The organism is Ureibacillus thermosphaericus (genome assembly GCF_002370195.2).
Lineage (GTDB): Bacteria > Bacillota > Bacilli > Bacillales_A > Planococcaceae > Ureibacillus > Ureibacillus thermosphaericus.
This window is the reverse complement of sequence record NZ_AP018335.1, coordinates 1,054,790-1,081,251: the sequence shown is the minus strand read 5'-3', so window position 1 is coordinate 1,081,251 and position 26,462 is coordinate 1,054,790. Positions and strand designations below refer to the sequence as shown.

The 26,462-nt window shown below is 38.3% G+C and carries 20 protein-coding genes, 1 pseudogene and 1 CRISPR repeat array (1 of these 22 cut by a window edge); of the genes and pseudogenes, 8 read left to right on the top strand and 13 right to left on the bottom strand.

Going from position 1 to position 26,462, the window contains the following annotated elements; translation table 11 throughout:
* Positions 1 to 1,166: a CRISPR direct-repeat array (repeat unit 36 nt; unit sequence ATTCAACTATACCGAAAAACTGGAGAGTACCGAAAC) (it extends 454 nt beyond the left edge of the window).
* Positions 1,167 to 1,201: 35 nt separating this feature from the next.
* The 3 genes from UtA1_RS05240 to cas1 are packed head-to-tail and all read right to left on the bottom strand — an operon-like array spanning position 1,202 to position 3,178.
* Complete coding sequence (locus UtA1_RS05240) at positions 1,202 to 2,161, bottom strand: hypothetical protein (protein ID WP_096550271.1); 960 nt, start codon at positions 2,159 to 2,161, stop codon at positions 1,202 to 1,204.
* Positions 2,158 to 2,454 (bottom strand): CRISPR-associated endonuclease Cas2, encoded by a 297-nt coding sequence (gene cas2 / locus UtA1_RS05235; protein ID WP_197722745.1) that lies wholly within the window; start codon positions 2,452 to 2,454, stop codon positions 2,158 to 2,160. The genes UtA1_RS05240 and cas2 overlap by 4 nt, the downstream gene beginning before the upstream one ends.
* 16 nt (positions 2,455 to 2,470) lie before the next feature.
* On the bottom strand, positions 2,471 to 3,178 hold the full coding sequence (gene cas1 / locus UtA1_RS05230; protein ID WP_232019936.1) for a type II CRISPR-associated endonuclease Cas1: 708 nt from the start codon (positions 3,176 to 3,178) through the stop codon (positions 2,471 to 2,473).
* Between the two features lie 159 nt (positions 3,179 to 3,337).
* Here cas1 and UtA1_RS05225 point away from each other — a divergent pair, with 159 nt between their 5' ends.
* Positions 3,338 to 4,540, top strand: coding sequence for a transposase (locus UtA1_RS05225; RefSeq protein ID WP_096550268.1), 1,203 nt, complete (start codon positions 3,338 to 3,340; stop codon positions 4,538 to 4,540).
* 80 nt (positions 4,541 to 4,620) lie between these two features.
* Here the strand turns inward: UtA1_RS05225 and UtA1_RS05220 are convergent, their stop codons facing one another.
* The 6 genes from UtA1_RS05220 to UtA1_RS05195 form a co-directional block, all read right to left on the bottom strand.
* Positions 4,621 to 4,848, bottom strand: a complete 228-nt coding sequence (locus tag UtA1_RS05220; protein WP_096550267.1) for a CRISPR-associated endonuclease Cas1 — start codon at positions 4,846 to 4,848, stop codon at positions 4,621 to 4,623.
* Between the two features lie 174 nt (positions 4,849 to 5,022).
* Complete coding sequence (cas9, locus tag UtA1_RS05215; RefSeq protein ID WP_096550266.1) at positions 5,023 to 8,217, bottom strand: type II CRISPR RNA-guided endonuclease Cas9; 3,195 nt, start codon at positions 8,215 to 8,217, stop codon at positions 5,023 to 5,025.
* A gap of 233 nt (positions 8,218 to 8,450) precedes the next feature.
* Positions 8,451 to 9,821, bottom strand: coding sequence for an RsmF rRNA methyltransferase first C-terminal domain-containing protein (locus UtA1_RS05210; RefSeq protein WP_096550265.1), 1,371 nt, complete (start codon positions 9,819 to 9,821; stop codon positions 8,451 to 8,453).
* Between the two features lie 177 nt (positions 9,822 to 9,998).
* A complete protein-coding gene (locus UtA1_RS05205; RefSeq protein WP_096550264.1) occupies positions 9,999 to 11,051 on the bottom strand; it encodes a DUF4179 domain-containing protein in 1,053 nt (350 codons plus the stop codon).
* The gene (locus tag UtA1_RS05200; protein WP_126434413.1) at positions 11,035 to 11,586 is read right to left on the bottom strand and encodes a sigma-70 family RNA polymerase sigma factor; all 552 of its coding nucleotides are present in this window, start codon (positions 11,584 to 11,586) and stop codon (positions 11,035 to 11,037) included. Before UtA1_RS05200 ends, UtA1_RS05205 begins: the two co-directional genes overlap by 17 nt.
* 210 nt (positions 11,587 to 11,796) lie before the next feature.
* A complete protein-coding gene (locus tag UtA1_RS05195; protein ID WP_096550263.1) occupies positions 11,797 to 12,591 on the bottom strand; it encodes a carbon-nitrogen family hydrolase in 795 nt (264 codons plus the stop codon).
* 137 nt (positions 12,592 to 12,728) lie between these two features.
* Between UtA1_RS05195 and UtA1_RS05190 the strand changes: the two are divergent.
* The 6 genes and pseudogenes from UtA1_RS05190 (at position 12,729) to UtA1_RS05165 (ending at position 21,906) form a co-directional block, all read left to right on the top strand.
* Positions 12,729 to 13,908, top strand: a pseudogene (locus tag UtA1_RS05190) (aminotransferase class I/II-fold pyridoxal phosphate-dependent enzyme).
* Between the two features lie 190 nt (positions 13,909 to 14,098).
* Positions 14,099 to 16,693, top strand: a complete 2,595-nt coding sequence (locus UtA1_RS05185; protein ID WP_096550262.1) for an ATP-dependent Clp protease ATP-binding subunit — start codon at positions 14,099 to 14,101, stop codon at positions 16,691 to 16,693.
* 482 nt (positions 16,694 to 17,175) lie between these two features.
* Positions 17,176 to 18,543, top strand: a complete 1,368-nt coding sequence (gene lpdA, locus UtA1_RS05180) for a dihydrolipoyl dehydrogenase (protein WP_096550261.1) — start codon at positions 17,176 to 17,178, stop codon at positions 18,541 to 18,543.
* 125 nt (positions 18,544 to 18,668) lie between these two features.
* Positions 18,669 to 19,604, top strand: coding sequence for a thiamine pyrophosphate-dependent dehydrogenase E1 component subunit alpha (locus UtA1_RS05175; RefSeq protein ID WP_197722759.1), 936 nt, complete (start codon positions 18,669 to 18,671; stop codon positions 19,602 to 19,604).
* 30 nt (positions 19,605 to 19,634) lie between these two features.
* Entirely contained in the window at positions 19,635 to 20,669 is a 1,035-nt protein-coding gene (locus UtA1_RS05170) for an alpha-ketoacid dehydrogenase subunit beta (protein WP_096550259.1), read from the top strand.
* A gap of 16 nt (positions 20,670 to 20,685) precedes the next feature.
* On the top strand, positions 20,686 to 21,906 hold the full coding sequence (locus tag UtA1_RS05165) for a dihydrolipoamide acetyltransferase family protein (RefSeq protein WP_096550258.1): 1,221 nt from the start codon (positions 20,686 to 20,688) through the stop codon (positions 21,904 to 21,906).
* A 132-nt stretch (positions 21,907 to 22,038) separates the two neighbouring features.
* On the opposite strand, the gene UtA1_RS05160 is transcribed toward UtA1_RS05165, so the two are convergent.
* Positions 22,039 to 23,100 carry a nucleotide kinase gene (locus UtA1_RS05160; protein ID WP_096550257.1) on the bottom strand — a complete coding sequence of 354 codons (1,062 nt, stop codon included), beginning with the start codon at positions 23,098 to 23,100 and terminating at the stop codon, positions 22,039 to 22,041.
* Between the two features lie 68 nt (positions 23,101 to 23,168).
* The gene (locus UtA1_RS05155; RefSeq protein ID WP_096550256.1) at positions 23,169 to 24,356 is read right to left on the bottom strand and encodes a glycine C-acetyltransferase; all 1,188 of its coding nucleotides are present in this window, start codon (positions 24,354 to 24,356) and stop codon (positions 23,169 to 23,171) included.
* A gap of 248 nt (positions 24,357 to 24,604) precedes the next feature.
* Between UtA1_RS05155 and UtA1_RS05150 the strand changes: the two genes are divergently transcribed.
* Positions 24,605 to 25,102 (top strand): GNAT family N-acetyltransferase, encoded by a 498-nt coding sequence (locus tag UtA1_RS05150; RefSeq protein ID WP_016837344.1) that lies wholly within the window; start codon positions 24,605 to 24,607, stop codon positions 25,100 to 25,102.
* 105 nt (positions 25,103 to 25,207) lie between these two features.
* Here the strand turns inward: UtA1_RS05150 and UtA1_RS05145 are convergent, their stop codons facing one another.
* Entirely contained in the window at positions 25,208 to 25,855 is a 648-nt protein-coding gene (locus tag UtA1_RS05145) for a YczE/YyaS/YitT family protein (protein ID WP_096550255.1), read from the bottom strand.
* A gap of 67 nt (positions 25,856 to 25,922) precedes the next feature.
* Positions 25,923 to 26,408 carry a Cys-tRNA(Pro) deacylase gene (gene ybaK / locus UtA1_RS05140; RefSeq protein ID WP_096550254.1) on the bottom strand — a complete coding sequence of 162 codons (486 nt, stop codon included), beginning with the start codon at positions 26,406 to 26,408 and terminating at the stop codon, positions 25,923 to 25,925.
* Between the last annotated feature and the right edge of the window lie 54 nt (positions 26,409 to 26,462).

Below are 26,462 nucleotides of genomic sequence, written 5' to 3'. Positions count from 1 at the left end.
TGCATAAAATTCAACTATACCGAAAAACTGGAGAGTACCGAAACTGTATGCGTATGGTTAGATGGCGTATATGTATTCAACTATACCGAAAAACTGGAGAGTACCGAAACATGTCTTTATCCAACCATCCACGTTTTTTAATTCAACTATACCGAAAAACTGGAGAGTACCGAAACTAAGGAACGTAGGTTATCAAGTGTCTGAAAATTCAACTATACCGAAAAACTGGAGAGTACCGAAACATTCCTCGAATTGTTTCTCAAACGCCATATATTCAACTATACCGAAAAACTGGAGAGTACCGAAACTCACCTGCTTTAATGATCATGTTTCTCACAATTCAACTATACCGAAAAACTGGAGAGTACCGAAACCAATCCGCCAAAACTTATTGCCCCAATAATATTCAACTATACCGAAAAACTGGAGAGTACCGAAACACCTTGTGGAATACCATAACGAGCCATATTATTCAACTATACCGAAAAACTGGAGAGTACCGAAACTATAATGAGTGGATTGTTTTTATTGTTCCAATTCAACTATACCGAAAAACTGGAGAGTACCGAAACCCAATTGTTTGACGTTGGTTCAATGGGTCAATTCAACTATACCGAAAAACTGGAGAGTACCGAAACGTAACAGTAGTTCTTGGTCGACAACCATACATTCAACTATACCGAAAAACTGGAGAGTACCGAAACGCTTTACTGCATAAGTGTTGTGTTTTGGAAATTCAACTATACCGAAAAACTGGAGAGTACCGAAACTTAGTGAACCATTATACCTTTCTGTTCGTGATTCAACTATACCGAAAAACTGGAGAGTACCGAAACCACGTGTTTCCTTCCCGGATTCGTCCAACGATTCAACTATACCGAAAAACTGGAGAGTACCGAAACTTATATACGCACCCGATGAATGACACTAATATTCAACTATACCGAAAAACTGGAGAGTACCGAAACGAAGTCCTGGCTCTAATCCAAGTTGAGCTGATTCAACTATACCGAAAAACTGGAGAGTACCGAAACTGAACAGCTTCAATCACGACTGGTTTCTTAATTCAACTATACCGAAAAACTGGAGAGTACCGAAACTTGCTCTTCTGTTAGTCCAAGAGCAATTAAATTCAACTATACCGAAAAACTGGAGAGTACCGAAACCTCAATTTTATTATAGCAGAAGCATAAAAAAACGTTCAGTACTCAGCAAAAAATTTTTTAAGATTAGGCGGAAACTTTGTGAAATCAATATCCCATTCAATCTCCAATAATTTTAAAATTACATACAGTACTACAATGTGTGTTCTGTGGATATTATTCAAATCTAATAAAAACTCCCCCTTTATGCCCACCTTATCCACAGAACTTAACAATAACTCTTTCGTTTTCAAAAAATCCTCATTTTCGATTGGAATAGGAATAGTATTAAATACTTTTGATCTTAGCATTTCCACCCTTGCTTCATTAATCACTTGACCTTTTAAAATAAAATTGCTTCTTCCTTCCACATCATCAAGAGTTGTGATGATAATCGCATAACAACCTCTATTCATTAATTGTTTTAGTATCAATAATAATTCCTCAATTTCTTGTTCATCCGCATACAATTCAGGTAGCTCAATAATAATTAGAAGTCGCTTTGTAATTTCCTTTTCTAATAGTAACTTTAAAGTAAGAAGTTTGGAATCAATAGGAGTTATTATCCCTTTATAACTTGATAAAATGAAGAAATCCTTTAAATTCGATTCATCAAACTCCTTTAATCTAAACTGTAAATCAAACTTTTCCAATATTGTTCTATTTATTATTTCCTCTTCCTCTTTAAGTACTTCCCATTCTTCTAATATAGATTCGTATTGAGGAGTTGCAGCTAGAAATTCAACAATCTTTTCATGAATTATTTGTAGCGGGGATTTCGTATTTACCTTATCTAACTGCAACGATTCATTAAATGGTATCATTAAACATTCCCAATCTTTTTTGTTTATTAATTCTCCATCTTCATAAATCTTCACTTCAGAAACTCGGTTAGTAAAAAAGTCGTTGATTTCACGAGCAATTTTAAACCATGTTTTATGAGATCCTTTCATAATTGTGATAGGCCCCATATCCAACGTTACACAATTATCCCACGTATCAATTTGCCATAACCTCATAAAATCACCATCGATTCATTACTTATGGTTGATTCTTGTAAACTTTTCCCTCCAACTAGGACCTGCATATTTCCATATTGTTTTTCCGTTACAGCCATAATTCGAATGGAACCTTTTGAAGGCAAATTTCTTTTTAACCGTTCTGTATATTGCATTAAGGAATCACGATTTGGAAAAATTTTTACATACACTGAAAATTGCAACATAATAAATCCGTCTGAAATTAGCGTTTTTCTGAATTTTGAGTAAATTCTTCTTTCAGCTTTTGTAGTCATTGGGAGATCAAAAAACAAAAGCAATCTCATAAAGTTATATGGCGATCCCATCAGCAGGATATTGTAATAAATCGACATCTCTGTTATTCATCGCTTTTATAAACGATTGAATAAACAGATCGATTGCATTTAATACTGTTTGTTTTTGACCCCCAATGTTTATTTTTGCACTTAGTCGTGCAATAAGCTGTTGCTTCATTTCTCTAGTTAAGTAATCCTCTTCTTTTACACTTAATACTACCCATAAATCGATAACCGGCCTGAATACTTCCATACAATCATCTACCAAATTGAATGCATTGTATTGATTGCGGTGACCAATTCCTAACGCTGGGTGTAATCCATGAGCAGTTACTGCCCTGGCAACACAAGAGCGCAATACAATGTAACCATAATTTAATGCTGAATTAAATGCATCGACAGCTCCTCTTTCTCTTCTAAATGAATCTCCTAACAATTCTTTAAAATACAATGATGCTGCTATTCCTTCTCTATTAGTTGCATCCCCAGGCTCCACAGAATTTGCAAATTGAATCATTCGTTGAATAACTTCCGGGTTTTTCTTTAAAAGCTTTAAAATCGAAGTTTGATTATAAATTTTTATTTGTACGATTTTTTTCCACATCTCATCTTTTACTTTTTCATCCCATTTTAATTGTTTGTATAGCATTCCATAGATTCTATAGTGACTGTATAAACCAAGACAAAACATATTTGGGTTATGGGTTTCATCACAAAAAATTAATAAAATATGGTATTCCGATAATTTATTTGAGCATTTTGCATATTTTTTGACCCAAGAGCCATAAGGATTTCAAAGACATAAAAAAGGACTTCACCCCTAAAATGTAGAATTTTTGAAGTGACGAAACAACAAAAAATTCAAAAGGAGGAAGTCACTTTGTATATTCTACAAGAAAGCCTATTTTCCTTTGAAGAACTGCAAAAATTAGAGTCAAAAGAGAAATTACCTATCTTTTTTAGCTCGCTTGATTTACGCCCTTATGCTAAACAGTTGAGAAGTTCTTCACCCCGAGGGGCTGACGGTCATTCCAGAGAAGGGATTCTAAGGGCTCTCATCGCTGCCCCACTCGAAGGCATCGACACCTTTACCGCCCTTCATCATCGATTGGATAAAGACCTTCGTTTCCGTTATCAATGCGGTTTATCGATTGATCGCCCCGCACCGTCTATCTCCACTCTCAGCCGGGTTTTTGCAGCACTTACCAAAAAAAAGCTGGCTGAAAAGATCTTCCTTGACTTGGTACAGTTAGCTCAGGAGGAAGGAATAATTGACGGCAGCCACCAGGCCATCGACAGTGCCGCCATTGATGCCTATGAAAAGAAACAGCCCAAAAAGCGTAGTGAACAAACGGGTAATGCCAATTGGGGCGCAAAATATGATTCCTTCGGCAATAAAATTACCTGGTTTGGCTATAAGATGCATCTTTCAGTCGATACCGCAAGCGAACTGCCAATGGCCATAAAAGTAACCCCTGCCCATGTGAACGATGGAGAAGTCGCACCAGAATTAATCGAGCAAGTGGCAGAGCGTACCAAATCCAAAATTGAATTTCTGATCATGGATGGCGGATATGACCAACTAAAAAACTATGAATCAGCCAAAAACATTGGAGCGCAAGCCATTATCCCGCTCAATTTGCGCAACGAAAAAGAGCCTCCTGAAGGGATTTCTTCCAATGGAACTCCGCGTTGTTCCATGGGTTATGAAATGACTTATTGGGGAGCTGATAAGGACCAGCTCAAGTTCAGATGTCCTCACGCAACCGGCAAAGTGGATTGCCCATTAGGAATGGCAGCCTGTTCATCTTCCAACTATGGAATGGTGGTAAAAGTCGACATCAAAAAGGATGTGCGCCGATATTCCAATCCGCACCGTGATACAAAACGTTGGAAAGAGCTTTACAACGAGAGGACAAGTGTAGAACGCTGTAATTCAAGAATGAAAAGCTACCTTACGTCGAACTCCCTACATGTATGGGGAATTGAGAAAGTAAAGAGCCATATTTACCTGAACGCTATTGTATTACTTGTTTCAGCGCTAGCGATGGCAAAGGAAAATAAAGGGAAGAAAGCCGCTTAAAAAAATTCAATGTGAAAAATTCTGCAGGTATGCCCAAAAACAGGATTATTGTAATATTTTGTAAAATAACATGCTGGTAGCTATTTGTCGAGTGCTTTATTTTTTATACTTTTATCCAAAAAATCTAATTTTGCAAAATGCTCATTTATTAATCTACCAGTCACAGTCGTATGTTGATTATCTACTACAATTGAGTGAATATCAGAAAGTGGTATTAAAATTTCTTGATCGTCTTTTATTACTTTCAAATTGTCTAAATATAACCTCATCTCTTCGGCTTCTGAAATATAGACAATTCGCCAGCTCAAAAATTTTCCTCCTTCTTACAAAAATCGAAATTTTTAACAGTAAATTGTAAAATAAAAGAGCCTTCAAAAATGAAGGCTCTGAGTTCGGGATAAACCCTTGTTTCGGTAGGTTCTCCCAGTTTTTCGGTATAGTTACAATAAATATTTATCGTAACTATACTATAACATCAAAGCTCATTTTTGTAAAGTACTTCTAAATTCTTCTTTTTCAACTTTGTAACGATTACCAAGCACATCTACGTTAAATTTCGTAATTCTACTAATTGTTTTACCTACTGAGAATCTTACCCTTTCCTCTTTCGAATTACGTTTTTTATGAACATAATCCACTTCTATTACGTTATTACGAGGGTTATTATCACCGATAAAAATATATTCCAAAGTTTCATCTTTTTTCTCTATAGTAAATAAATCGTTTCGATATAGACTGAAAATAAATTCATATGAATCATCTATTTCTTTATATGGTAATAATTTTGCTTGATTATATTTTTCCATATCCAGTATCAAATTATTTCCATCATCTCTAAACCAGTGATGAGGTACACCTAAATATTTATATTTCCCTTCTGTATTTTTATAAATATCAATCCTTACACCTTTAATAGATTTTAAAACAACTTTATTTTTTGAACCTGGATATTTATTTGAAATATCTAAATGTATTCCTACACTTCCATCATAATATCTCAAAAACTTTACTGGGACTTTTCCATCTTTTAAGATATAACCGTGTTCATCATAATACGCTTTAAAAGGATTATCCGCCTTATCATATTCTTTGATAATTTTTAAAATCAGTTCAAATAATTCTGGATTATGTTTTGCAATGAGGAAAGTATCAGGTTTTGTATTAATCCTTTTTATTAAACTTGCTGCATCACTTTTGTTCAAAGTATAAATATTTTTTGATTTCCTTACAATGATTTCCTCATCATCAACTTTTCTTGTACTATAAATTGTTTGGTCAGAAATAGCACGATTCCCTTTTCTATCAACTTTGTGAGAATACTTGATTTTAGATTCATAATTCATGAGGCTTCTTATAAACTTATAGATATCCTCGCTAAAGAACTCTTTTTCAGTTAGAACCTCACCAGTCCTGCGATCATAACATACGCCAGTTTCATTTACACCAAAGTTTTGGAAAAATTTAAAGACTGGTAGTTTCCCTATCGCTGCTACAATTAATGCATCAATTGCATGATGGGCATAACTGCTTTCTCTGTCTTTATTCATTTTTGCTCGGCGTCGAATTGCGTTTGTGAATCCCCCCCTAATCGATAAAACAGTTGTTGGAATGTTATGATGTTTAAAGTATGAACGTAGATTCATGGAAAAGCTACGTACTGCGTATCTTGTATCTACTAAATTTCGATTAATAAATTGTTTTTGAAGTTCTTCGTTATTCATTATGTCCCGCTGTTCCAGTAAATATTCTCTCTTCTTATTAGAAATTTTTCCGCTATTATAAAGTTTCATCACATCTGCTCTAAATTCTTCGAAAGTTCTTTTTGCCTTTGGAGAACTTGTAAGATAATGGAATGGTGTTCGCTGCCCTTTTTCCTGGTTTTCCTCGCGATAACAGAGCACTTTATTTTCTTGACTATCGTCAAAGGAGATGGAAATCGGTATGATATGGTCAATTTCAAACTTATAAAAGTCTTGCACAATATCATAAGGATTTATTCTCTCACCAGAATATAAACATTGACCGTCTTGTGCATCCCAGAGTTTTAAAGCTATATGTTGTTTGGAATTTAACTTTAATTCTTTTAACGAGGAAACGCCTAAAATTTCGGCCATTTTCTTTTCGAATTTCCCCTGTTTTTTCTGGAAATCTTTATATCTTTGTTGCGCTTCTTCACTATTTTTCTCTCTTGCAGTTTCGATGACTATCGAATCCATCTCACCATATACTTCTCGTACTTTATTTACAATTTTAATTGCTTCTCGTTGCGCTCTTTTTGCAACTGTACTTAATATCGCAGTATCATCAAATTTAATCTTCTTTCCATTGGATATATTTTGATATCGTTTGCTTTCAAGTCCTAGTTCGCTAAATAGTTCCATTTGGTTTTTATTCGTTTTCCATAAATCTGGTAAAATTAATTGGATAGCCTTTTTTGAAAGCGCATGGTAGCCTTTAAAATCAGTATTTTCCTTCAAAGCAGCTATAATTTTTTCGTTTGTATCCTCATCAAAGCCAGCCAAATTTGTCAAAGCTTTCTTTAAATCCTTTTCTCTTCTTTCATAAGATTTTTCTGCTGTGAGAATTTCACTAATTTCATCTAGTAATTCAACGTTATCTAAAATTTCTTTTGGTAAATCATGTTCTTTTACTAATTTTAATATATTCTTGTATCCTTTAAATTCCGTGAAAATGGGTTTTTCATTCTTCAAATCTACTCTATATCCTCTCACATCCGTATCTTTTGGCAGCCCCTTATATTTTAAAATTCGATCTATTGTAACCTTCTGGCCCTTCTTAACAATTTCTTCAACTATATATTTTTTATCTTCCTCAGTTAAATACTCCCCATTTACTTGCAATTTATTTAAGTCACCGTTTAATAAATCATACAATTCCGCTGTAAATGACATTTTTGCAATGCGAGGTTGATCCGAGAAATAAGTACATTTCCCTCTCATTTTCTCAATCATCGACATCTCATGGAATTTCCCATTTTTTATAAAATATCTACCGTAAATGGTAGGAGATTTTTTAGATCCAGGGCCATCATAATAAGCTCTTCTTTTTTGAACTAACTCAATATACTTTTCAATAAATTCATCATTGATTTCTTGATGGAATTGGGCTTGTCTATTTAAAATAGCTCTTGCTTCCTTTATATAATCTTCCGTGCGGAAACGGTTCTCATGGGAACGAACTAATCCTTTTTTCAATCTTTCAAACTGTATTTCACAAACATATTTTGTTTCTAGTTCCTTACTATTTCTTTTTAATTGTTCTTTTGTTGATAATTCTCCACCCGTTTTTTCTTCTTCTAAAGGAGCATCTATTAAAGTACCCCTTCTTTTTACAATGTGATAAAGACCAATTGCTAATTCTTCCAACGATACTTTTTCTTTTAACGCTTTGCATCTAATTTCATATGGATTTCCTGTGCCGATGCAATTTGTCGGTATACCAAACTCTTCAAATAATTTTTTAGCTCGCTCTAATCGATGGTTTCTTCTTCTTTTTAATCTTCTTGCCCCCCGAAATCCACGTCGCTCTTCATTGGCATTTCTCGTTGCTTCCTCAAATAGTCTGACACCCGCATCAATTATCTCCATTTTTTCAGTGTCAATAATCCCCCAACCAACTGATGAAACCCCGATATCCAGACCTAGTACTTTACTCATAACTTCCCTTCCTCCACTAACTATTTATACTTATATATTATCCTATAATTTACATCCATTGGAAGGAAATTTACAATTTTATAAATAAAAACACCCCCCAAAGCCAGAGCAGCCTCGAGAGGTTAATTCTAATGTATGTAGAATTTTGAATTTGTTGCTACATGTAACAGGAATTTCATGATTCGCGGTGAAAGTTTAGCGTTATTCCCCCAACTCTTTTCGTAAGATAAAAACTAATTCCCCATCCACCGCAGTCCTTTTGGGTAATGGTTTTTCATCATATTCCCCGCGAGTTTTCCCCAACCAATCGAATAACCATCAACGGTGATTAAGTGCCATCCTTTTGGACCGCTAGCTTGTAAAACTTCTCCTTTCAAATAGGAAATGATTTCATCCGAATCCGCGGAAAGATTCGATACGCTTTTTGCTTCATCCTTTCGTAAAGCCAAGGCAAGGGCATGGGAAGGCTCGAAGCGGTTCTTTTTGAACGTTCCTAAATGCAATCCTGGACGGAGCACCTTTAATTTTTCTAATGTTGGTACTTCTTCAGGCAATCCATACAATTGGTCGTTGAAGGCAAGGAAATATCCAAAAGGCATGATATTTAATGTTTCGCCGGCAAAATCCTGGTACGCCTTCATCATTTTCGGGTCCAGTTTTTGTTTCGGATACTTTATGCGAGGCGCCTCGTCCCCGTCCTTCTTTTTTAACACCGCAATATAATGCCCTTCCCCTTTCACAAGATGAGGCCATATGCGAATCGTTTGTTCAATATTTGAGGCCGTATTTTCCACCCAATCCGCTCTTCCTTGGCTAAAGCCTTCATACACTTCCACTTGTTCAATCTCGAAGTGTGGATACTTTTCAAGAAAGCGGCTGATCGTTCCTTCATTTTCTTCTGGAGAAAAGGTGCACGTAGAATACACAAGACGACCACCTGGTTTTAACATGCTTTGCGCATACTCAAGAATATCGTCTTGTCTATTGGCACAAAGAGTTACATTGTCTGGACTCCAATGCAAGCGAGCCTCTTCATCTTTTCGAAACATTCCTTCTCCAGAACAGGGGGCATCCACTAAGATTCGATCAAAAAAACTTGGGAAACGCGCTGCTAAACGTTCCGGTGTTTCATTGGTCACGATGGCATTTTTGATACCCATTCGCTCGACGTTTTGCGATAGAATTTTTGCCCGTTGCGGATGGATTTCGTTCGAGACAAGCAGCCCTTCTCCATTCATTTTCGATGCAAGATGTGTAGTTTTCCCGCCCGGTGCTGCACATAAATCGAGAATGTATTCCCCTGGTTTGGGATCTACCAATTCCCCTACCGCCATCGCACTTGGTTCTTGGATATAATATAATCCCGCTTCATGGTATGGGTGTTTTCCTGGACGTTCATTGTTAGGATAAAAATATCCTTCCTTCACCCAAGGGATTTTCTCAGTCGTAAAAGGATTAATTTGTAAAAATTCATCTATGGAAATCTTTAATGTATTAATGCGCAACCCTTGATTCTTTTCTTCTTCGTAACTTCGAATAAACGCATCATATTCATCTTGTAATAATGTTTGCATTTTGTCTTTAAAGGTTTGTGGTAGATTCAATTTGTTCACCTCAACAGTTTAGTGCCATTGAATATATTATCATTCATTTTGGGGTGGAGAACACATTTTTATTTACAGTATTTGTAGCGGTATTTACTGATATTGAACAGCTCCCATTATTTATTGTCCAAACCGCAAAAAAGGGCATCTCTAAATTCAGGACGCCCTTTTCAATCATTAAGGTATTTTCACTGTAAATGATTCAAACTTAACGTCTTTTACTGCACTATAATCCTTTTCGATATATTTTCCGTTTTCATCTACCCCTCCACCACTAGATGGAATCACTAAATAAGGGGTAATGGTTAATTCCGTTACCTTTGAGTCAATTGGATCAAATTGCTTTGTACTTTTATACACGATTGTATCTTTCATTCTTTCCCCTGTCACTCCTCCTGAAAGATTTGTAATTTCGTTACCATCTTGATCTACTACTCGGAAATCGATATAATGCCCTCTCGTTTTATCAAAATCGCTCTCTTTTTCAGAACTCACAAAAGATACACTGACACCTGTTTTACTTATGGACACTTCTGTTACCGTAAGTTGTATGCCATCTACTGTTTGTTTATGTTGAACAGGAATTGTTTTTATGTCTTTTATTTTTTGGATTGGCGTTGAAAAATGCCATTTTTCACCCTTTTCTCCTTGAAGCGTTAGCCCCAGTTCAAATTGGTCAGGCATGTCTTCTGTAATGTTGATCGTTTGAATGGCCGTACGAGTTGTTGCTGATACTATTTCTTCTCCATAAGAACCTGTAACTGCTTTAGGCGATTTTCCATTAATCGTAATATCCATGCCAGCACCGAAATAATGTTCACCTAATTCCCTTTCAGACTCAATAATGAGGCCGATTGTAATATTGCTTTGATCATACAGAACTTCATTTAAAGTAACGGATATTCCATTAACCGTTTGTGTTTCGCCAATTTCGTCGATTAACCCTTCTTGGTAGGCATGTTGTAAACCAATAAAGTCGGAATCACCAAAAACAGAACCAATTAACGGTATTTTCGATAAACTCGTTGCAATCGCAGGAGAATATTGAGCTGAAATGAATAATCCAAATGCTGCAGCGACACTGCTTAAAAGATAAGTTATTTTTCTTTTATATAAAGGAGTTTTCACCTTTCCATCTATTTGCTCTTGTGCTTGAGCAATTCCAGTTCGAATCGCCAATCGAACTTCGTCTTGCGGAAACACTTCGAAACGATCATATTGTTCTTTCATTGAACTTATAACTCCTTTCTAATTCATTTTTTAAATGTTTTTTTGCTCTTCGCAAATAGGTTTTGATTGTTCCAACCGGTTTTCCCATTACTTCGGCAATATCCCGAATGGACAGGTCGTGATAGTAAAATAAAATAATCGAAGTTTGATACGATTCATTTAATTTTGATAATGCTTCGCCTAAATGTAAAGAATCAGATGGCAGCTCCTGTTTGTGTTCCATTTTCCTTAATAGTTCCATTTCATCGTACGGAATCATTCGATCGCGTTTCTTTAATAATTGGTAGCATTCACGAATGAGAATTCTAAAGAGCCATGTTGAGAAATATTCGGGATTTCGCAAATCTTTAATCGCGAGAAATGCTTTGCAAGCTGTTTCTTGTATGACGTCCAGTACGTCTTCTTTCCTTCCTACATAGGAAAGCGCTTTGTAATAAAGCATTTGTTCTTCCTTAATTAGCAATTGTTCAAAGGCTGTCGCATCTCCTTTGATTGCTTTTTCTACTAGTTCGATATCATGTTTCACTCTCTTCATCCTCCTTTCATTAATTAGAGCTTCAGGGATAATGGAAAAGTTTCAAAGGATTAAAGTTTTTTATCAACAGTTAAAAAGTCCCTATTTCAGAGATCTAATAATTGCCAACTCCTGAAAAATCATCGCCATTCGAAAAAATTACGTCCACTCAAGATTCGATAACCAATAAAAAAACCGAGCAATTTCCTACATTGCTCGGCTCACTTTCCTTTACTTTTGCTCTACTACTTTCCCATATAATTCTGGACGGCGGTCGTCATATACCGGAATTCGTGTGCGGACTTCATCCACTTTTGAGAAATCTACGTCAATTACCGCCAACTCCTCATCTTCTGCACCAGTCCATAACACTTCACCCCAAGGTTCAATCACCATTGACTGTCCATTAAAGTTTTCCGGTTTGCGGGAAATTCGATTTACTGCCACAACAAAACATTGATTTTCAATGGCACGGGCTTGCAAAAGTGTTTTCCAATGATCAATTCTTGGTGTCGGCCATTGAGCAGCAACGAACAACACTTTTGCTCCCGCTAATGCATGGGCGCGAAGCCATTCAGGGAAACGGATATCATAGCAAATCACCGCCGCTGCCGGAAGATCTCCCAAATCAAAGCGGTTCATGGATTCGCCAGCTTCTAAATATTTTTCTTCATCCATTAATCTGAATAAATGAACTTTGCTATATTCACTCACCAATTCCCCATCGCGGTTCACCACATACATCGTGTTATAAAATTTGCCGTTTTGCTTTGTTGCCACAGAGCCTCCAATGATATGTATGCCTAGCTCGCGGGCAAGAGTTTTTAAGAACGCTTTAGTGCGCTCTCCATTTTCATCCGCCAATTCTTCCAACTTTTCAAGGGCATAGCCGGTATTCCACATCTCAGGCAACACCACCATTTCTGCTCCTTGGCTTGCTGCTTCCCGAATCAACTGTTCTGCCCTCTGGAAGTTTTCTTCTACCTTCCCAAACCCGACATTCATTTGAATGCAACCTATTTTCATCTCAAATCCCCCTAGACAAGTATTCAAAAAAATAATAATATTCCTACATATCTACTTATAATTATATACGGACATTTCCTTAAAATACAGAATGACAGATTTTGTGAATCCAATCAAGATAAGAAAAGAGGATGGCCATGGAATTATCAAATACATTAAAAAAACTTCCTACTCAGTTTTTTGCTTCCCTTGTGCAAAAAGTGAATAAAGCGATTGCTGAAGGACGGGATGTGATCAATCTCGGACAGGGAAATCCGGACCGGCCAACGCCTCCTCACATCGTGAAAGCCCTCCAAGAAGCAGCAGCCGACCCTGCTACTCATAAATATTCCCTTTTCAGTGGCATCCCAGAATTAAAACAAGCCGTAAGCAACTTTTACAAAAGGGAATACAACGTAGACATCGATCCAAATGAAGAAGTGGCCATTTTAGGTGGTGCAAATCGAGCTTCCGTTGTGCGTGTTAAACCCTGGCGACTATATGCTGCTACCGGATCCAGGCTATCCGGACTATTTATCCGGTCCGGTGTTGGCGGATGTTCATTTTGATACAATGCCATTGCTTGAGGAAAATGATTTTCTCCCGGATTATAACACTTTACCTGATGAAGTGAAGAAACGGGCAAAATTGATGTATTTGAACTATCCAAACAATCCAACGGGCGCCACTGCCACTTTAGAGTTCTTCAATAAAACGGTGCAATTTGCAAAAGAACATGTTATTACCGTTGTTCACGATTTCGCATACGGAGCACTTGGATTCGACGGGGAGAAACCAGTGAGCTTCCTGCAAGCGGAAGGGGCAAAAGAAGTTGGAGTAGAGTTCTATACATTATCCAAAACTTATAATATGGCCGGCTGGCGTGTCGCTTTTGCGGTGGGTAACCGCGACATCATTGAAGCCATCAATTTGTTGCAAGACCATCTGTTTTGCAGCCTCTTCCCTGCCGTACAGCAGGCAGCCGCTTATGCATTGAACAGCGATCAATCTTGTGTGGAAGAACTGAGAAGCATTTACGAATCCCGTCGCAATGTGCTGGTGGAAGAAGCCCGTCGGATCGGATGGAACGTAAGAGCGCCAAAAGGCTCCTTCTTTGCATGGTTGCCGGTTCCGGAAGGGTTTACGAGCCAAGAATTTTCCGATTACCTATTGGATAAAGCGGATGTGGCAGTCGCAAACGGCAACGGATTTGGCGAACATGGCGAAGGCTATATCCGGGTGGGGCTGCTTGTGGAAGAAGAGAGGCTCCGAGAAGCCATCCGCCGCATTGAAGCATTAAGATTTTTCCAAAAAGATATAGCAAAAGTTCAAAAATGATATCGATCCCCTTCCCTTTTTTAAGAGAAGGGGGTAAATTTTTACCCTCTCTCCAGCCCTGCATCTCCAAAGATTCCCTCGACTGAATCTTCAATTGACAAAAAATTCAGAAATAAGATTGATTTTCATATGATTTTTCGCTTACGATAGATATACAAATATTGACTATTCCACAGCAAAGGGTGATAACATGACTGCCAAATATACAATTGCAGTTAAAGAAGGAATTCTCCATGCAAAGAAACTTGCTCGAAGCAAACAAAACTATCAGCTGGATATTCCTCATCTATGGACCGCTTTATTACAGCCCAACAACTTTGCCTATAACTTTTATCAAGAATTTAATATTAATATGAACGAGCTTATTCAACTAGTAAATAAAGAAGTAGATAAAATCCCCTCTTTAGCCGGTACGAATATGGCTTATGGAGAAAAAGAAAGCCAACGACTAAAAAGGCTGTTTAAACAAGCGGAAATCGAAGCGGAACGGCTACGAGATCGCTTTATTTCTGTTGAGCATTTAATGATTGCTTTGTTTGAACAAGATTTTAATCCTATTACAAAATATTTAACCGAACATCATGTAACGAAAGAATCCATATATGAAAAATTACATCAAACTCGAAACGGACAAACGGTCACATCCGACAATCAGGAGACGCTATACGACGCATTGAACAAATATGCAGTCAATTTGAATCAAAGATATGTAGATGGAAAAGTTGACAGAATCGTTGGAAGGGAAAAGGAAATCAATGATATTATCCGCATTTTAACAAGAAAAAATAAAAATAATGCGATTTTAATAGGCAGCCCTGGGGTTGGAAAAACCGCCATCGTTGAAGGGTTGGTTCAAAAAATTGTGAACAAAGATGTTCCAAATAATTTGCTCGATAAAGTCGTCTATAGTCTAGATATGGGCTCCCTTCTTGCTGGGGCTAAATATCGCGGGGAATTTGAAGAAAAATTAAAAGCCGTATTAAATGAAGTGAAACAATCAAATAATCAAGTCATCCTCTTCATTGATGAAATTCATACGATCGTCGGTGCGGGACGAACAGAAGGCTCCATGGATGCAGGAAATATATTAAAACCGATGCTTGCCCGAGGTGAACTTCGCTGTATTGGAGCAACCACACAAGATGAATATCGGGAATATATCGAAAAAGATAAAGCGTTGGAGCGCCGTTTCCAACGTGTGATCGTCAATGAACCGTCGATTGAAGCAACCATTGAAATTTTGCAAGGCATTAAAGAAGACTATGAATTATATCACGAAACCTTTATCACTGATGAAGCCATCGAAGCTGCCGTTAAACTTTCAAAACGATACATCACCGACCGCTTTTTGCCAGATAAAGCCATTGATTTAATGGATGAAGCAAGTGCAGTAAAGAGGATTTCCCTAAATGAAATCCCCTACTCCATCAAGAAAATCAACGAACAAATTTTTCAATCAAAAATCGCCCTTTATAAGCATGAGTTGGAACCCGACCCGGCATTTAACCGGCATACATTTGAACAACAGCTAAAAAATTTGGAAACCGAAAAGGAAAAAATGGAAAGACAATGGGCAAAAGAGCTGGAAATACTCCATTTTACGCAACGGGAAAAAAGAAATTTGGCAAGATTGCATAAGTTATATGAAAAAGCGGTAAAGAATAATGAAGTCGGCCAAATCGTTCAATTGGAAACCTACGATATTCCTGCATCTGAAAAGAGACTAAAAGAGCTCGAACAACAATGGAGTGTAATAAAAGAAAGTAAAACCTTTATCGATAATGTAGTGACCGCTGAAGATATCGAGCGCGTCGTGGAGAGACTAACCGGAATTAAAATTACAGGTGTCATGAAAAATGAACGGGAACGACTATTAAATTTGGAGAACGAAATACACAAATACATTGTGGGACAAGATGAAGCGGTGAAAAAAGTAACCCATGCCGTCTTGCGTTCAAGGGCTGGAATTAAAAACCCAAATAAACCGACCGGCTCCTTCCTTTTCCTTGGACCTACAGGTGTCGGCAAGACGAAACTGGCGAAAGTACTGGCAAAAGTGTTGTTTGGTACAGAGCTGGATATGGTACGGCTGGACATGTCAGAGTATATGGAAAAACATGCAGTCGCAAAACTCATTGGTCCTCCGCCAGGATACACTGGCTATGACGAAGGGGGCCACTTGACGGAAGCGGTCCGGCATCGTCTCCATTCCATCATCGTTCTCGATGAAATCGAAAAAGCACATCCGGATGTTTTCAACATTCTATTACAAGTGCTCGATGAAGGAAGACTTACGGACTCCCAAGGTAGAACGGTGGACTTTAAAAATACAATTTTAATTATGACAAGCAATATCGGATCGAAACTACTATTGGATTCGATAGAAAAATATAATGTTATTACATCTGAAGCAAGACAAGCGGTCATTAACGAATTGCGCTCCCATTTCAAGCCGGAATTTTTAAACCGGATTGATGAAACCATCATTTTCAACCCATTGGTGAAAGAACAAATGGTGACAATTGCCGAAATCATGATGAAAGAACTCAATGAACGATTAAAAGAAAACAAATTAATTTTGCACACAACTTCGGAAGTTATACAATGGATTGCGGAGAATGGCTACGACCAAATTAATGGCGCACGGCCAATTCAGCGGTTTATCGTCCAACATATTGAAACACCACTGGCTCGGGATATTATCGCCAATCAAATTGAAGAAAATGTCCGTATTACTATTTCCATCAAAAATAATGAACCGGTTTTTCTTTACGAACCGATTTAATTTCAACTTTCAAGTAGGAGGTTGTCCAGAAAGTCGAACACTTTCTGAACAGCCTTACTTCTTATAGTAATATTCTCTTAAAAACTTTGCTCCTGCGGTGGTCACATCAAACGCGCCTCCTCGCCGCAATTTATCTGCGGCTAAGCTTGTGCGACTGCCGCAATTTATCTGCGGCTAAGCATGTGCGACTGCCGCAATTTATCCGCGGCTAAGCATGTGCGACTGCCGCAATTTATCTGCGGCGAAAGCGTTAGCGACAGCCGCAAAGGAGGCGTCTCAAAATGACTTTTCAGACACCCTCTTTCCTAAACTTTCATCCCATCAAATATCGAAAATAGTTATTTTCCGCAATGAGGTTCCAATAATTCTCAAAAAATCTATAGACGGATATTTTAAAATCCGTTAAAATTAATTTACAATCATTTTATTATTCCGAAAATTCTAACTTTTGCAATTCATTCGAAAGAAAAGAAGGTGATTCCTTGAAAACTTATGATGTACTCATTATTGGAGCCGGACCCGGTGGATATGTTGCCGCAGAAGAAGCTGCACAGCTCGGTAATTCAGTCTGCGTGATTGAAAAAAATGCCATTGGTGGCTGCTGTCTCAACGTCGGTTGCATTCCTTCCAAAACTTATTTGCAATACAGCCACTGGTTGTCCGCTGTTCATGCTCTTAATGCAAACGGTTTATCAGTTACAGTGAATCAAATTGATTTCCCCTCCGTTGTGAAAAGAAAAAACAAGATTATCTCCACCTTACAATCCGGTATTCACGTGACGTTTAAAAAGAATGGTATCCAATATATTACAGGTGAAGCAAAATACGTAGAAGGAAAAATTTTCGAAGTGAACGGAGAGCGATACTACGGAAAAAATGTGTTACTTGCCATGGGCGGTGCCCCCTTCGTCCCAAACATCCCAGGATTAAGCGATGTAGATTATTTAACGACGAACACCTTTTTTGACATGGAAACATTGCCTAATCAATTGACCATCATCGGCGGCGGGGTAATCGGTGTTGAATTGGCCTATGCCATGAAAAGATTCGGCGCCGATGTCACGATTATCGAAGCCGCACCGGACATATTGTTGACGGTTGATTCGGAAGCCCGTTCCATTGTGAAAGAAAAGCTTCAGAGGATGGGTATAAAAATCATTACGAAGGCTTCCGTCCAAAAAGTGAAAAAAGGATGCGTCCTTCTTTCCAGTGAAGAAATTCCTTTTGATCAACTGCTGGTGGCAACAGGCAGAAAACAAAACTTGGAAATCCCGTTAGCAATGGGACTTGAATTGGATGAAAGAAAAGATTTTGTCAAAGTAAATGAATATTATGAAACAAGCATGAAAAATGTTTATGCCATTGGCGATTTAATTGGCGGTTATACATTGGCACATGCAGCCAGTGCGGAAGGCATAAAAGCTGTTCGTGCCATAAATGGAAAAAAAGAAAGGCCTGTATCTCCATATAGTATTCCTCGCCCGCTTTTCATCGAACCGGAAGTTGCTGAGTTTGGGATGAGCGAAGAAGAAGCAAGACAAAAAGGCTATGACGTAATCGTTGAAAAAATGCCTTTTTCATTTAATGGACGAGCCATTGCTGCCAATGAAACAGAAGGCTTTGTCAAAATCATATCCGAATCCAAATATCGGGAAATATTAGGTGCCGTTATTGTCGGTCCCAACGCAGCAGACTTAATTCACCAAATTCTAGCAGTTTATGAATCCGAAGGTACTGTTGATGAATTGGCAAACACAGTCTTCGCTCACCCTACTGTATCCGAGTTAATCCAAGAAACAGCAAAAAGAATTTATAAAACATCAATAAACTTAAGGAGGAATCAAGAATGACAGAAAAAGCAAAAGGCATGCCTAAATTGTTTGCGAGTGTTGATACGTTGGTGAAAGAATTGGTAGATTTAGAGATTCGTACAGCTACGGATACAGCAGAATTAACGAAAGATAAGGCAAAATCCATGTATAAATCAATGGAGGATATCCGCAATTTTGAAGAAAATGTAAAACGTTTCTTTGCTGCCGGAGAAATTCCAGGGTTTGTACACTTATATGCTGGTGAAGAAGCAATTGCTGTAGGTGTTTGTGCTCACCTATCCGATGAAGATTACATTACAAGTACCCACCGGGGACATGGCCACTGTATCGCGAAAGGCGGCGATTTAAAAGGAATGATGGCTGAAATCTTTGGCAAAGCCACAGGACTTTGCAAAGGTAAAGGCGGTTCCATGCACATTGCCGACATGGATAAAGGAATTTTAGGCGCCAACGGAATGGTTGGAGGCGGTTTCGGACTGGCAACAGGTGCGGCCATGCGCAACAAATATAAGAAAACTGACCGGGTTGCCGTTTGTTTCTTCGGTGATGGTGCAGCTAATGAAGGTGTATTCCATGAATGTTTGAACATGGCATCCATTTGGAAGTTGCCTGTGATTTTTGTATGTGAGAATAACCTTTTCGCAGAATCCACTCCACAATGGTATTCTTCCGCTTCCCGCACAATCGCGGAAAGAGCTGCCGCCTACAATATGCCTGGTGTTCGGGTGAACGGAAAAGATGTTGTCGCCGTATATGAAGTAGCTGGCGAAGCCATTGAACGCGCACGCAGAGGTGAAGGACCAACGTTAATTGAATGCGTCACTTACCGGAACCACGGACACTTTGAAGGTGACGAACAAAGTTACAAAGCGCCTAGTGGAGAAGAAAGAGAATGGGCAGAAGTGGATCCGCTTGAAGTATTCCGTCAATTTGCTATTGAAAACGGCTTGTTGACTGAAGAAGAATTGGATCAATTGAGAGAAAAATCCGTTCGCGATATTGAAGAGGCAATTGAATTCACGAAAGAAAGTCCAGAACCATCACCTGAATCACTCTATCAAGATGTTTTTGCGGACTAATCTAAAAAATTTGGAAAGGAGTTATAGAGAATGACTAGAGAAATTTTATTCATGAATGCAATCAATGAAGCGCTTGATCAAGCAATGGCAAAAGAAGAAAACGTCATTTTATTAGGTGAAGATATTGCAGGCGGAGCGGAAGTCCAACATTTGGAAGAGGCCAACAAAGATGCTTGGGGCGGTGTAATGGGCGTAACCCGCGGCCTTGCGCCAAAATACGGCCGTGAACGAGTCATCGATACGCCACTTTCCGAAATGGGTTATATGGCTGCGGCTGTAGGTATGGCTGTTACTGGTTTGCGTCCTGTAGCTGAGCTGATGTTTAACGACTTTATCGGCTTTTGCTTTGACTCCATCATCGGACAAGGTTCAAAAATGCGCTACATGTTCGGGGGAAAAGCGAAAGTCCCAATGACAGTGCGCACAATGCACGGTGCAGGGGTGAACGCAGCAGCTCAACACTCCGGCTCCTACTACGGTTTATTCGGTTCAATTCCTGGCGTCAAAGTCGTTGTCCCTGCAACACCATATGATGCAAAAGGTCTTCTCCTCTCCGCTATTGAAGATGATAACCTGGTCATCTTTTCGGAAGATAAAACATTGTACGGAATGAAAGGCGAAGTACCGGAAGAATATTACACAATCCCAATTGGCAAAGCTGCCATCAAACGTGAAGGCAAAGATTTGACAATTGTGACCATCGGAAAAATGTTGTACGTCGGCTTAGAAGTTGCAGACATTTTAGAAAAGGACAATATCTCAGTCGAAGTCATTGACTTGCGCACTGTTGCACCATGGGATGAAGAAACAGTACTGGAGTCTGTGAAGAAAACAGGCCGCTTAATTATCATCGATGAATCCAATCCGCACAACAACACGGCAACTGATATCGCTTCAGTTGTAGCAGACAAAGCCTTTGATTATTTAGATGGACCAATCAAATGCGTATGCGCGCCAAACACACCTGTTCCGTTTGCTGCTAATCTTGAAAAATTATATATCCCAGATGCTAATAAAGTATTGACAGTAGCGACAGAAATTATCGATGACTTGAGAGTTAAATAGAGAGGGGTGATTCATTATGGCTACGGAAATATTGATGCCTAAGCTAGGCTTGACGATGACAGAGGGTACAGTGGAACATTGGTTTGTAAATGAAGGGGATGAAGTTCATGCAGGTGATGCAGTGGCGGAAATCAGTTCAGAGAAATTGACCGGTGAAGTCGTTGCACCAGAGTCCGGTACAATCATTAAAATTGTCGCTCAAGCAGGAGATGTCGTACCAAGTAAGGCGCCCATCGCGTATATCGGAAAACCTGGTGAACAGATCGGCTCCCCTTCTCCATCATTAAGTGTAGAAGAACCGAAAAAAGCAGAAACAGTAAAAGCAGTTTCAACCGCAAAAACGGAGATGATAGAAAAAGAAGCTGGAGAACGAATCTTTATTACGCCGGTTGCCCGTAAAATGGCAAATGAACTTGGCATTGATATTCATAACGTAATAGGTACTGGCGGTAATGGACGCATTACTCGATTAGATATATTAAGATATCAAGCTTCCATGGAACAAGCAGCTCCTTCAATAGAAAATGCACCATCCACACAATCAGTTTCCTATGGTGCTGGACTATCCGGAATGCGCAAAACCATTGCTCAACGGATGATGCGCAGTGTTCAGACAACCGCTCAAGTAACAAACCATAGAAAAGTGGATATTACGGAATTAATGAAATTCCGTGAAGAAATAAAAACAAAAGTAAAAGAACCGCTCACAAATGGCGAGTTAAGCATCAATACCCTATTAACAAAAGCGGTAGTTTTAGCCTTAAAAGATACGCCGGATATGAATGCTTGGTATCATAACGGCGAATATATCCGCGTAGATGAAGTGCATATTGGAATGGCAACGGCAATCGAAGAAGGTTTAGTCGTTCCTGTTATTAAAAATACGCATCTCATGTCCTTATCCCAACTCGGTGCAGCTATTCAAAAAGTAACAACAGAAGCACGACAAGGTACGCTTGATGGAAGCCTCTATAGCGGGTCAACCTTTACGATTACCAACTTAGGCGGCTATGAAATCGAATACTTCACACCAATCTTGAATACACCGGAAGTAGGTATTTTAGGTGTGGGGGCCATCCAAAAAGAACTGGCACTAGAAGATGGCCAAGTTGTAGAAAAATTAAAATTGCCTCTCAGTTTAACATACGATCATCAAATTATAGATGGTGCACCTGCTTCTGAGTTTTTAAGTAAAATTGCTGATTATTTGCAAGACCCTTATCGTTTGCTTTTATAAAAAATAAAAGGAGTGAGTCATTCACTCCCCTGCCTCCTTATATATAAGGTTCCTAAAGAGATTTACACTCTTCACCCAATTCTTTAACCCTTGGTTTCTCACAAGAGAAATCCAAGGGTTTTAAGTTGATCGTTAAAACAAATGCGCAGATTGCGTTTTCCATTTTGATAGATTCGTTGATAAGTCAATAATTTCACGCATTTCTTTTTCGACCTCTGCATACAGTTTTGCGTAGTTTGTTGCATGTTGAATTGCATTCCGATATTCTTTTGAAATCTCTTGAATCTTCTCTTCTGCTTCTTCTGTTAGTTTACAATGTTTTACAATATCAACAATCTGATCACCGGCTCTTCCATCTTCAGGGAAGTATTCATGGGGAGCGGTACTATCAAAAATACAAAGCTTTAATTCTGGTAAAATAACCATGTCAATTGATTTTGAATCTAGTCCACACCATACTTTTTGTACATCAAATCCCCGTTTTAGCGCATCTTGAGTTAGTTTTTTTAACATGCTGGATTTGCCTGTTCCCGGTAGCCCTTTAATAAAGTATCTTCTTTCTAAATTTCGCGTAATATTTTGCAAATAATCTCTTGCCCCATTTGGCGTAAGCGTTCCGAATAATCGATGAGTTAACACCCCTTTTTTATTAAGAAGCATGCCATCAAAAATTTGATCAAACAGTTCATCCCGATGTTGTTCAAGCCCCTTCCAATCCATATGAGACTGCGTCTGTTTTTCCCACTCATCATGTATTTCAATGGCGGATTGGAGCGAAGCAAAACATTTATTATGCCATTTATTTATTTCTTCAGAAAGCTCCTTTATTCGTTGACCATGCTTTTTAAGTGATGCCTCATCTAAACATTCATAAAAGGAAATAATTTGATCGCGAGTACCCAGGTGAGTCGGTTCAATAGAAGGAGTGGAACTTTTGAGGAATAACGTATGGATGTCTTTAATGAATACTGCTTGAATTGTATTTTCAAAAAGAGGGTCATAGAAAAATTCAATATCATGGCCTTTGTTTACATAATGATAGCCAATTTCTTTCAATAAATTGGATACATTAAATCCAAAAATTCCTTTTAAAAAGTAGACTTTATCGGCTTCCTTGATAATCTCTTGATACAGATTTTTCATTCCTTGCCCGGTCATCGCCTGCCCGAAAAACTTCGTAATGGAACCTTTCAAATGATCATCCTTTCTTATTGGAATGCCAGGCACCTCTAATTAGATTTTGCAAATTCAATCCTTTACACTTAGATTACGCCTAGTTCACGCCCCACTTTTTCGTAGATTGAAAGTGCTTTATCTAGCATTGCTTTTGAATGTCCTGCTGTAGGCATATTGCGAATACGCCCTGTTCCCCTAGGCACTGTAGGATACACAATCGCTTTCGCATAAACACCTTCTTCCAGTAGACGATTGGAAAACCGTTGCGTCAGTTTTTCTTCTCCAATGATGCACGGAGTAATCGGCGTTTCCGAATTTCCAATATCAAATCCAAGCTGTTTTAATCCTTCTTTGAAATAATTTCCATTCTCCCATAATTTTTCTGTTAGTTCATTTGAATCCATTAACATATTTATCGCCGCAATGATAGCCGCTACATCACCTGGAGGCACTGCCGTTGAAAATAGAAACGGACGGGAGCGTACTTTCAGCCAATCGATTAACTTCCTTTTTCCTGCCACATATCCTCCGACAACGCCAATCGCTTTTGATAATGTACCAATTTGGAAATCAATGTCTTTCTCTAACCCAAAATGTTTTACCGTACCTCTTCCTTTTCCAGTGACCCCTGAACCGTGAGCATCATCGACATAAGTGATGAGATCAAATTCCTTTGCGATTTCCACAATATCCGGAAGCTTCGCCAAGTCCCCATCCATTGAAAACACGCCATCTGTGATGACCATGATTTTTTGATAACGTCCGCACTCTACAGCTTCCTTTGCTTTTTTCCGCAAATCATCCATATCAGAATGAGTATATGCAACAATATGTGCTTTTGATAATCGGCACCCATCTATGATGGAAGCGTGATTCAATTGATCCGATAAAATGCAATCATCTTTTCCCATGACAGCTGAAATGGCGGCCATATTGCAATTGAACCCAGATTGATAGCTAATTGCCGCTTCTGTTCCTTTAAATTCTGCTATCTTTACTTCCAATTGATCATGTAAATCTAGCGTTCCATTAATTGTGCGAACCGCTCCTGCTCCAACTCCATATTGATCGATAGCGCGTTTCGCCACTTCCTTTAATTCTTGATTCGTTGCTAATCCTAAATAATTATTGGAAGATAAATTAATTAACCGCTTACCATTGATTTGGATTTCAAGACCATTTGCCCCTTCCACCACATCAATTTCGTTGTATAACCCTTGGCTTTTCAATTGCTGTAAGTTTTCTTCAAGAAAAGAATCTAAAGCTTTCGCCAATTTTGCACCTCCAGACCAGGTTTCTAGAAACAATATATGATTCAAACTATAGATTCTTTTCTAGTCTTCATTAACTTTTCCGTTTGAAACGTACTTCGTAATAATATGAAGAATTTTATGACTACATCTAGCTCGAACAAAATCTGAGATAAATCAAAATGTAATGCTTTTCTCAAACAAAAAAAACGCATGTGAAAGTCATTTCATTTATACTAGAAATAAAGATTAAAAATAAAGGGATGACGATTATGACAATGATATTTCGAATTGCTACCCTTAATGATTTGCCAATTATTGTGGATATCTATAATTCTACAATTCCAAGTAGAATGGTTACTGCCGATATCGCCCCGGTATCAGTTGAAGATCGACTAAATTGGTTTCATGAACATCAGCCTGAAAAAAGACCTTTATGGGTTGTAGAATATGAAGGAGATATTTGTGGTTGGGTAAGTCTTCAATCGTTCTATGGAAGACCCGCTTATGATGCCACTGCTGAAATTAGTATCTACATTCACGAAAACTATAGAGGGAAAGGACTCGGAAAAAAGATTCTAAGCAAAGCGATTGAGGAAAGTCTTAAGTTAGAAATCGATACACTAATCGCTTTTATCTTCGGACATAATGAACCTAGCATTCGCTTATTTTCAAGTTTGGGTTTTGAAAAGTGGGGGCATTTACCAGAAGTTGCTAATTTAGATGGTGTGAAAAGAGATTTAGTCATTCTTGGGAAAAAGGTAAACTAAATTTACGACATGAATAAAGCACAAAAACCCAAGAAATACCGATAAAATATTTCTTGGGTCTTCAATTGAAATATTCAACTATTCAATTCTCTGAAACTCTCATGATTACTGATGAATAAACGGCTTTTCCTTTTCTATCGCTTCTTCCCCGATGCATTTTGTCAATAGTTTTTGGCAGTAAGGTAATGAAAATTGCACGATATAGCCAGAAACAATGGCAATAATGATTGTACCAACGCCAAGTGGACCACCTAACATCCATCCAATCACGGCAACGACTAATTCAATAGAGATGCGAGCTACTTTAATGCTTCCTCCTAATTTTTCTACAATCCACATCATTAAACCATCTCTAGGACCAGAACCTAAATTCGGTGATATGTACATACCCGTACCAAAACTTAGAACAAAAATTCCGACAACAAAATAGATTAGTTGGAAGGCAAATGACTCCGCATCGGGCAATAGCCAATAGAAGAAATCAATAAATGCACCAATCAACAGCATGTTTAACCATGTTCCGATCTTCGGAAAACTTCTATACATCAACGAAGTAAATGCCAAAATGACAAGTCCCGTAATGATTACCCAAGAACCAATCGATAAACCGATTGTTTTATACAAGGCAATATGCAACACGTCCCATGCATTAACCCCTATATCCTCTCCTTTAATTACCATCGCAATTCCTAATCCCATGATGATTAAACCGACAATGTAAAATCCCCATCGCCATGAATATTCTCTTCTCATTGAAAATGCGCCTTCTTTCTATCTATTAAATCGTAAATTTCTATGTTCATTATTTTAATGCAAAAAATCATGGTTTCGTAACCGGAACAAAAGTAGCATTTACTACATTCGCCAAATCGTTAGGCGCCAATTGTATTTGCAGTCCAATTTTTCCGCCGCTCACAATGATGTAATCCAATTCTTTTGCCGATTCATCAATAAAGGTTGGAAACAGCTTTTTCATTCCAATCGGCGAACAACCACCTCGTATATAACCAGTTGTAGCAAGTAAATCTTTTAGTGGTAGCATCTCTACTTTCTTTTCCCCCGCCACCCGAGCTGCTGCTTTTAAATCTAACTCTGCCTCAACAGGAATGACAAACACATAAAATTTCTGAGTACCTGCTGTTGTCACAAGCGTTTTGTAAACGTGATTTGCAGGATGACCGATTTTCTGTGCAACGGATACTCCATCAATAGCTCCTGCTGTCTCATAAGTAATCGTCTGATAAGGCACCTTTTGTAAATCTAATAACCGAATTGCGTTCGTTTTTGCGATTTTCTTTTTAGCCAACCCTTCATCACCTTCACTTCCAATGAATGTAATTTATATCATAACAAAAAATTT

Excerpts from the sequence above, each read along its gene's own strand:
- UtA1_RS05175 (WP_197722759.1), top strand. The coding sequence starts at position 18,669 with ATGTATAAATCAATGGAGGATATCCGCAATTTTGAAGAAAATGTAAAA.
- UtA1_RS05145 (WP_096550255.1), bottom strand. The coding sequence starts at position 25,855 with ATGAGAAGAGAATATTCATGGCGATGGGGATTTTACATTGTCGGTTTA.
- UtA1_RS05205 (WP_096550264.1), bottom strand. The coding sequence starts at position 11,051 with ATGAAAGAACAATATGATCGTTTCGAAGTGTTTCCGCAAGACGAAGTT.
- UtA1_RS05170 (WP_096550259.1), top strand. The coding sequence starts at position 19,635 with ATGACTAGAGAAATTTTATTCATGAATGCAATCAATGAAGCGCTTGAT.
- UtA1_RS05200 (WP_126434413.1), bottom strand. The coding sequence starts at position 11,586 with ATGAAGAGAGTGAAACATGATATCGAACTAGTAGAAAAAGCAATCAAA.
- cas9 (WP_096550266.1), bottom strand. The coding sequence starts at position 8,217 with ATGAGTAAAGTACTAGGTCTGGATATCGGGGTTTCATCAGTTGGTTGG.
- UtA1_RS05165 (WP_096550258.1), top strand. The coding sequence starts at position 20,686 with ATGGCTACGGAAATATTGATGCCTAAGCTAGGCTTGACGATGACAGAG.
- UtA1_RS05195 (WP_096550263.1), bottom strand. The coding sequence starts at position 12,591 with ATGAAAATAGGTTGCATTCAAATGAATGTCGGGTTTGGGAAGGTAGAA.
- UtA1_RS05185 (WP_096550262.1), top strand. The coding sequence starts at position 14,099 with ATGACTGCCAAATATACAATTGCAGTTAAAGAAGGAATTCTCCATGCA.
- UtA1_RS05240 (WP_096550271.1), bottom strand. The coding sequence starts at position 2,161 with ATGAGGTTATGGCAAATTGATACGTGGGATAATTGTGTAACGTTGGAT.
- UtA1_RS05150 (WP_016837344.1), top strand. The coding sequence starts at position 24,605 with ATGACAATGATATTTCGAATTGCTACCCTTAATGATTTGCCAATTATT.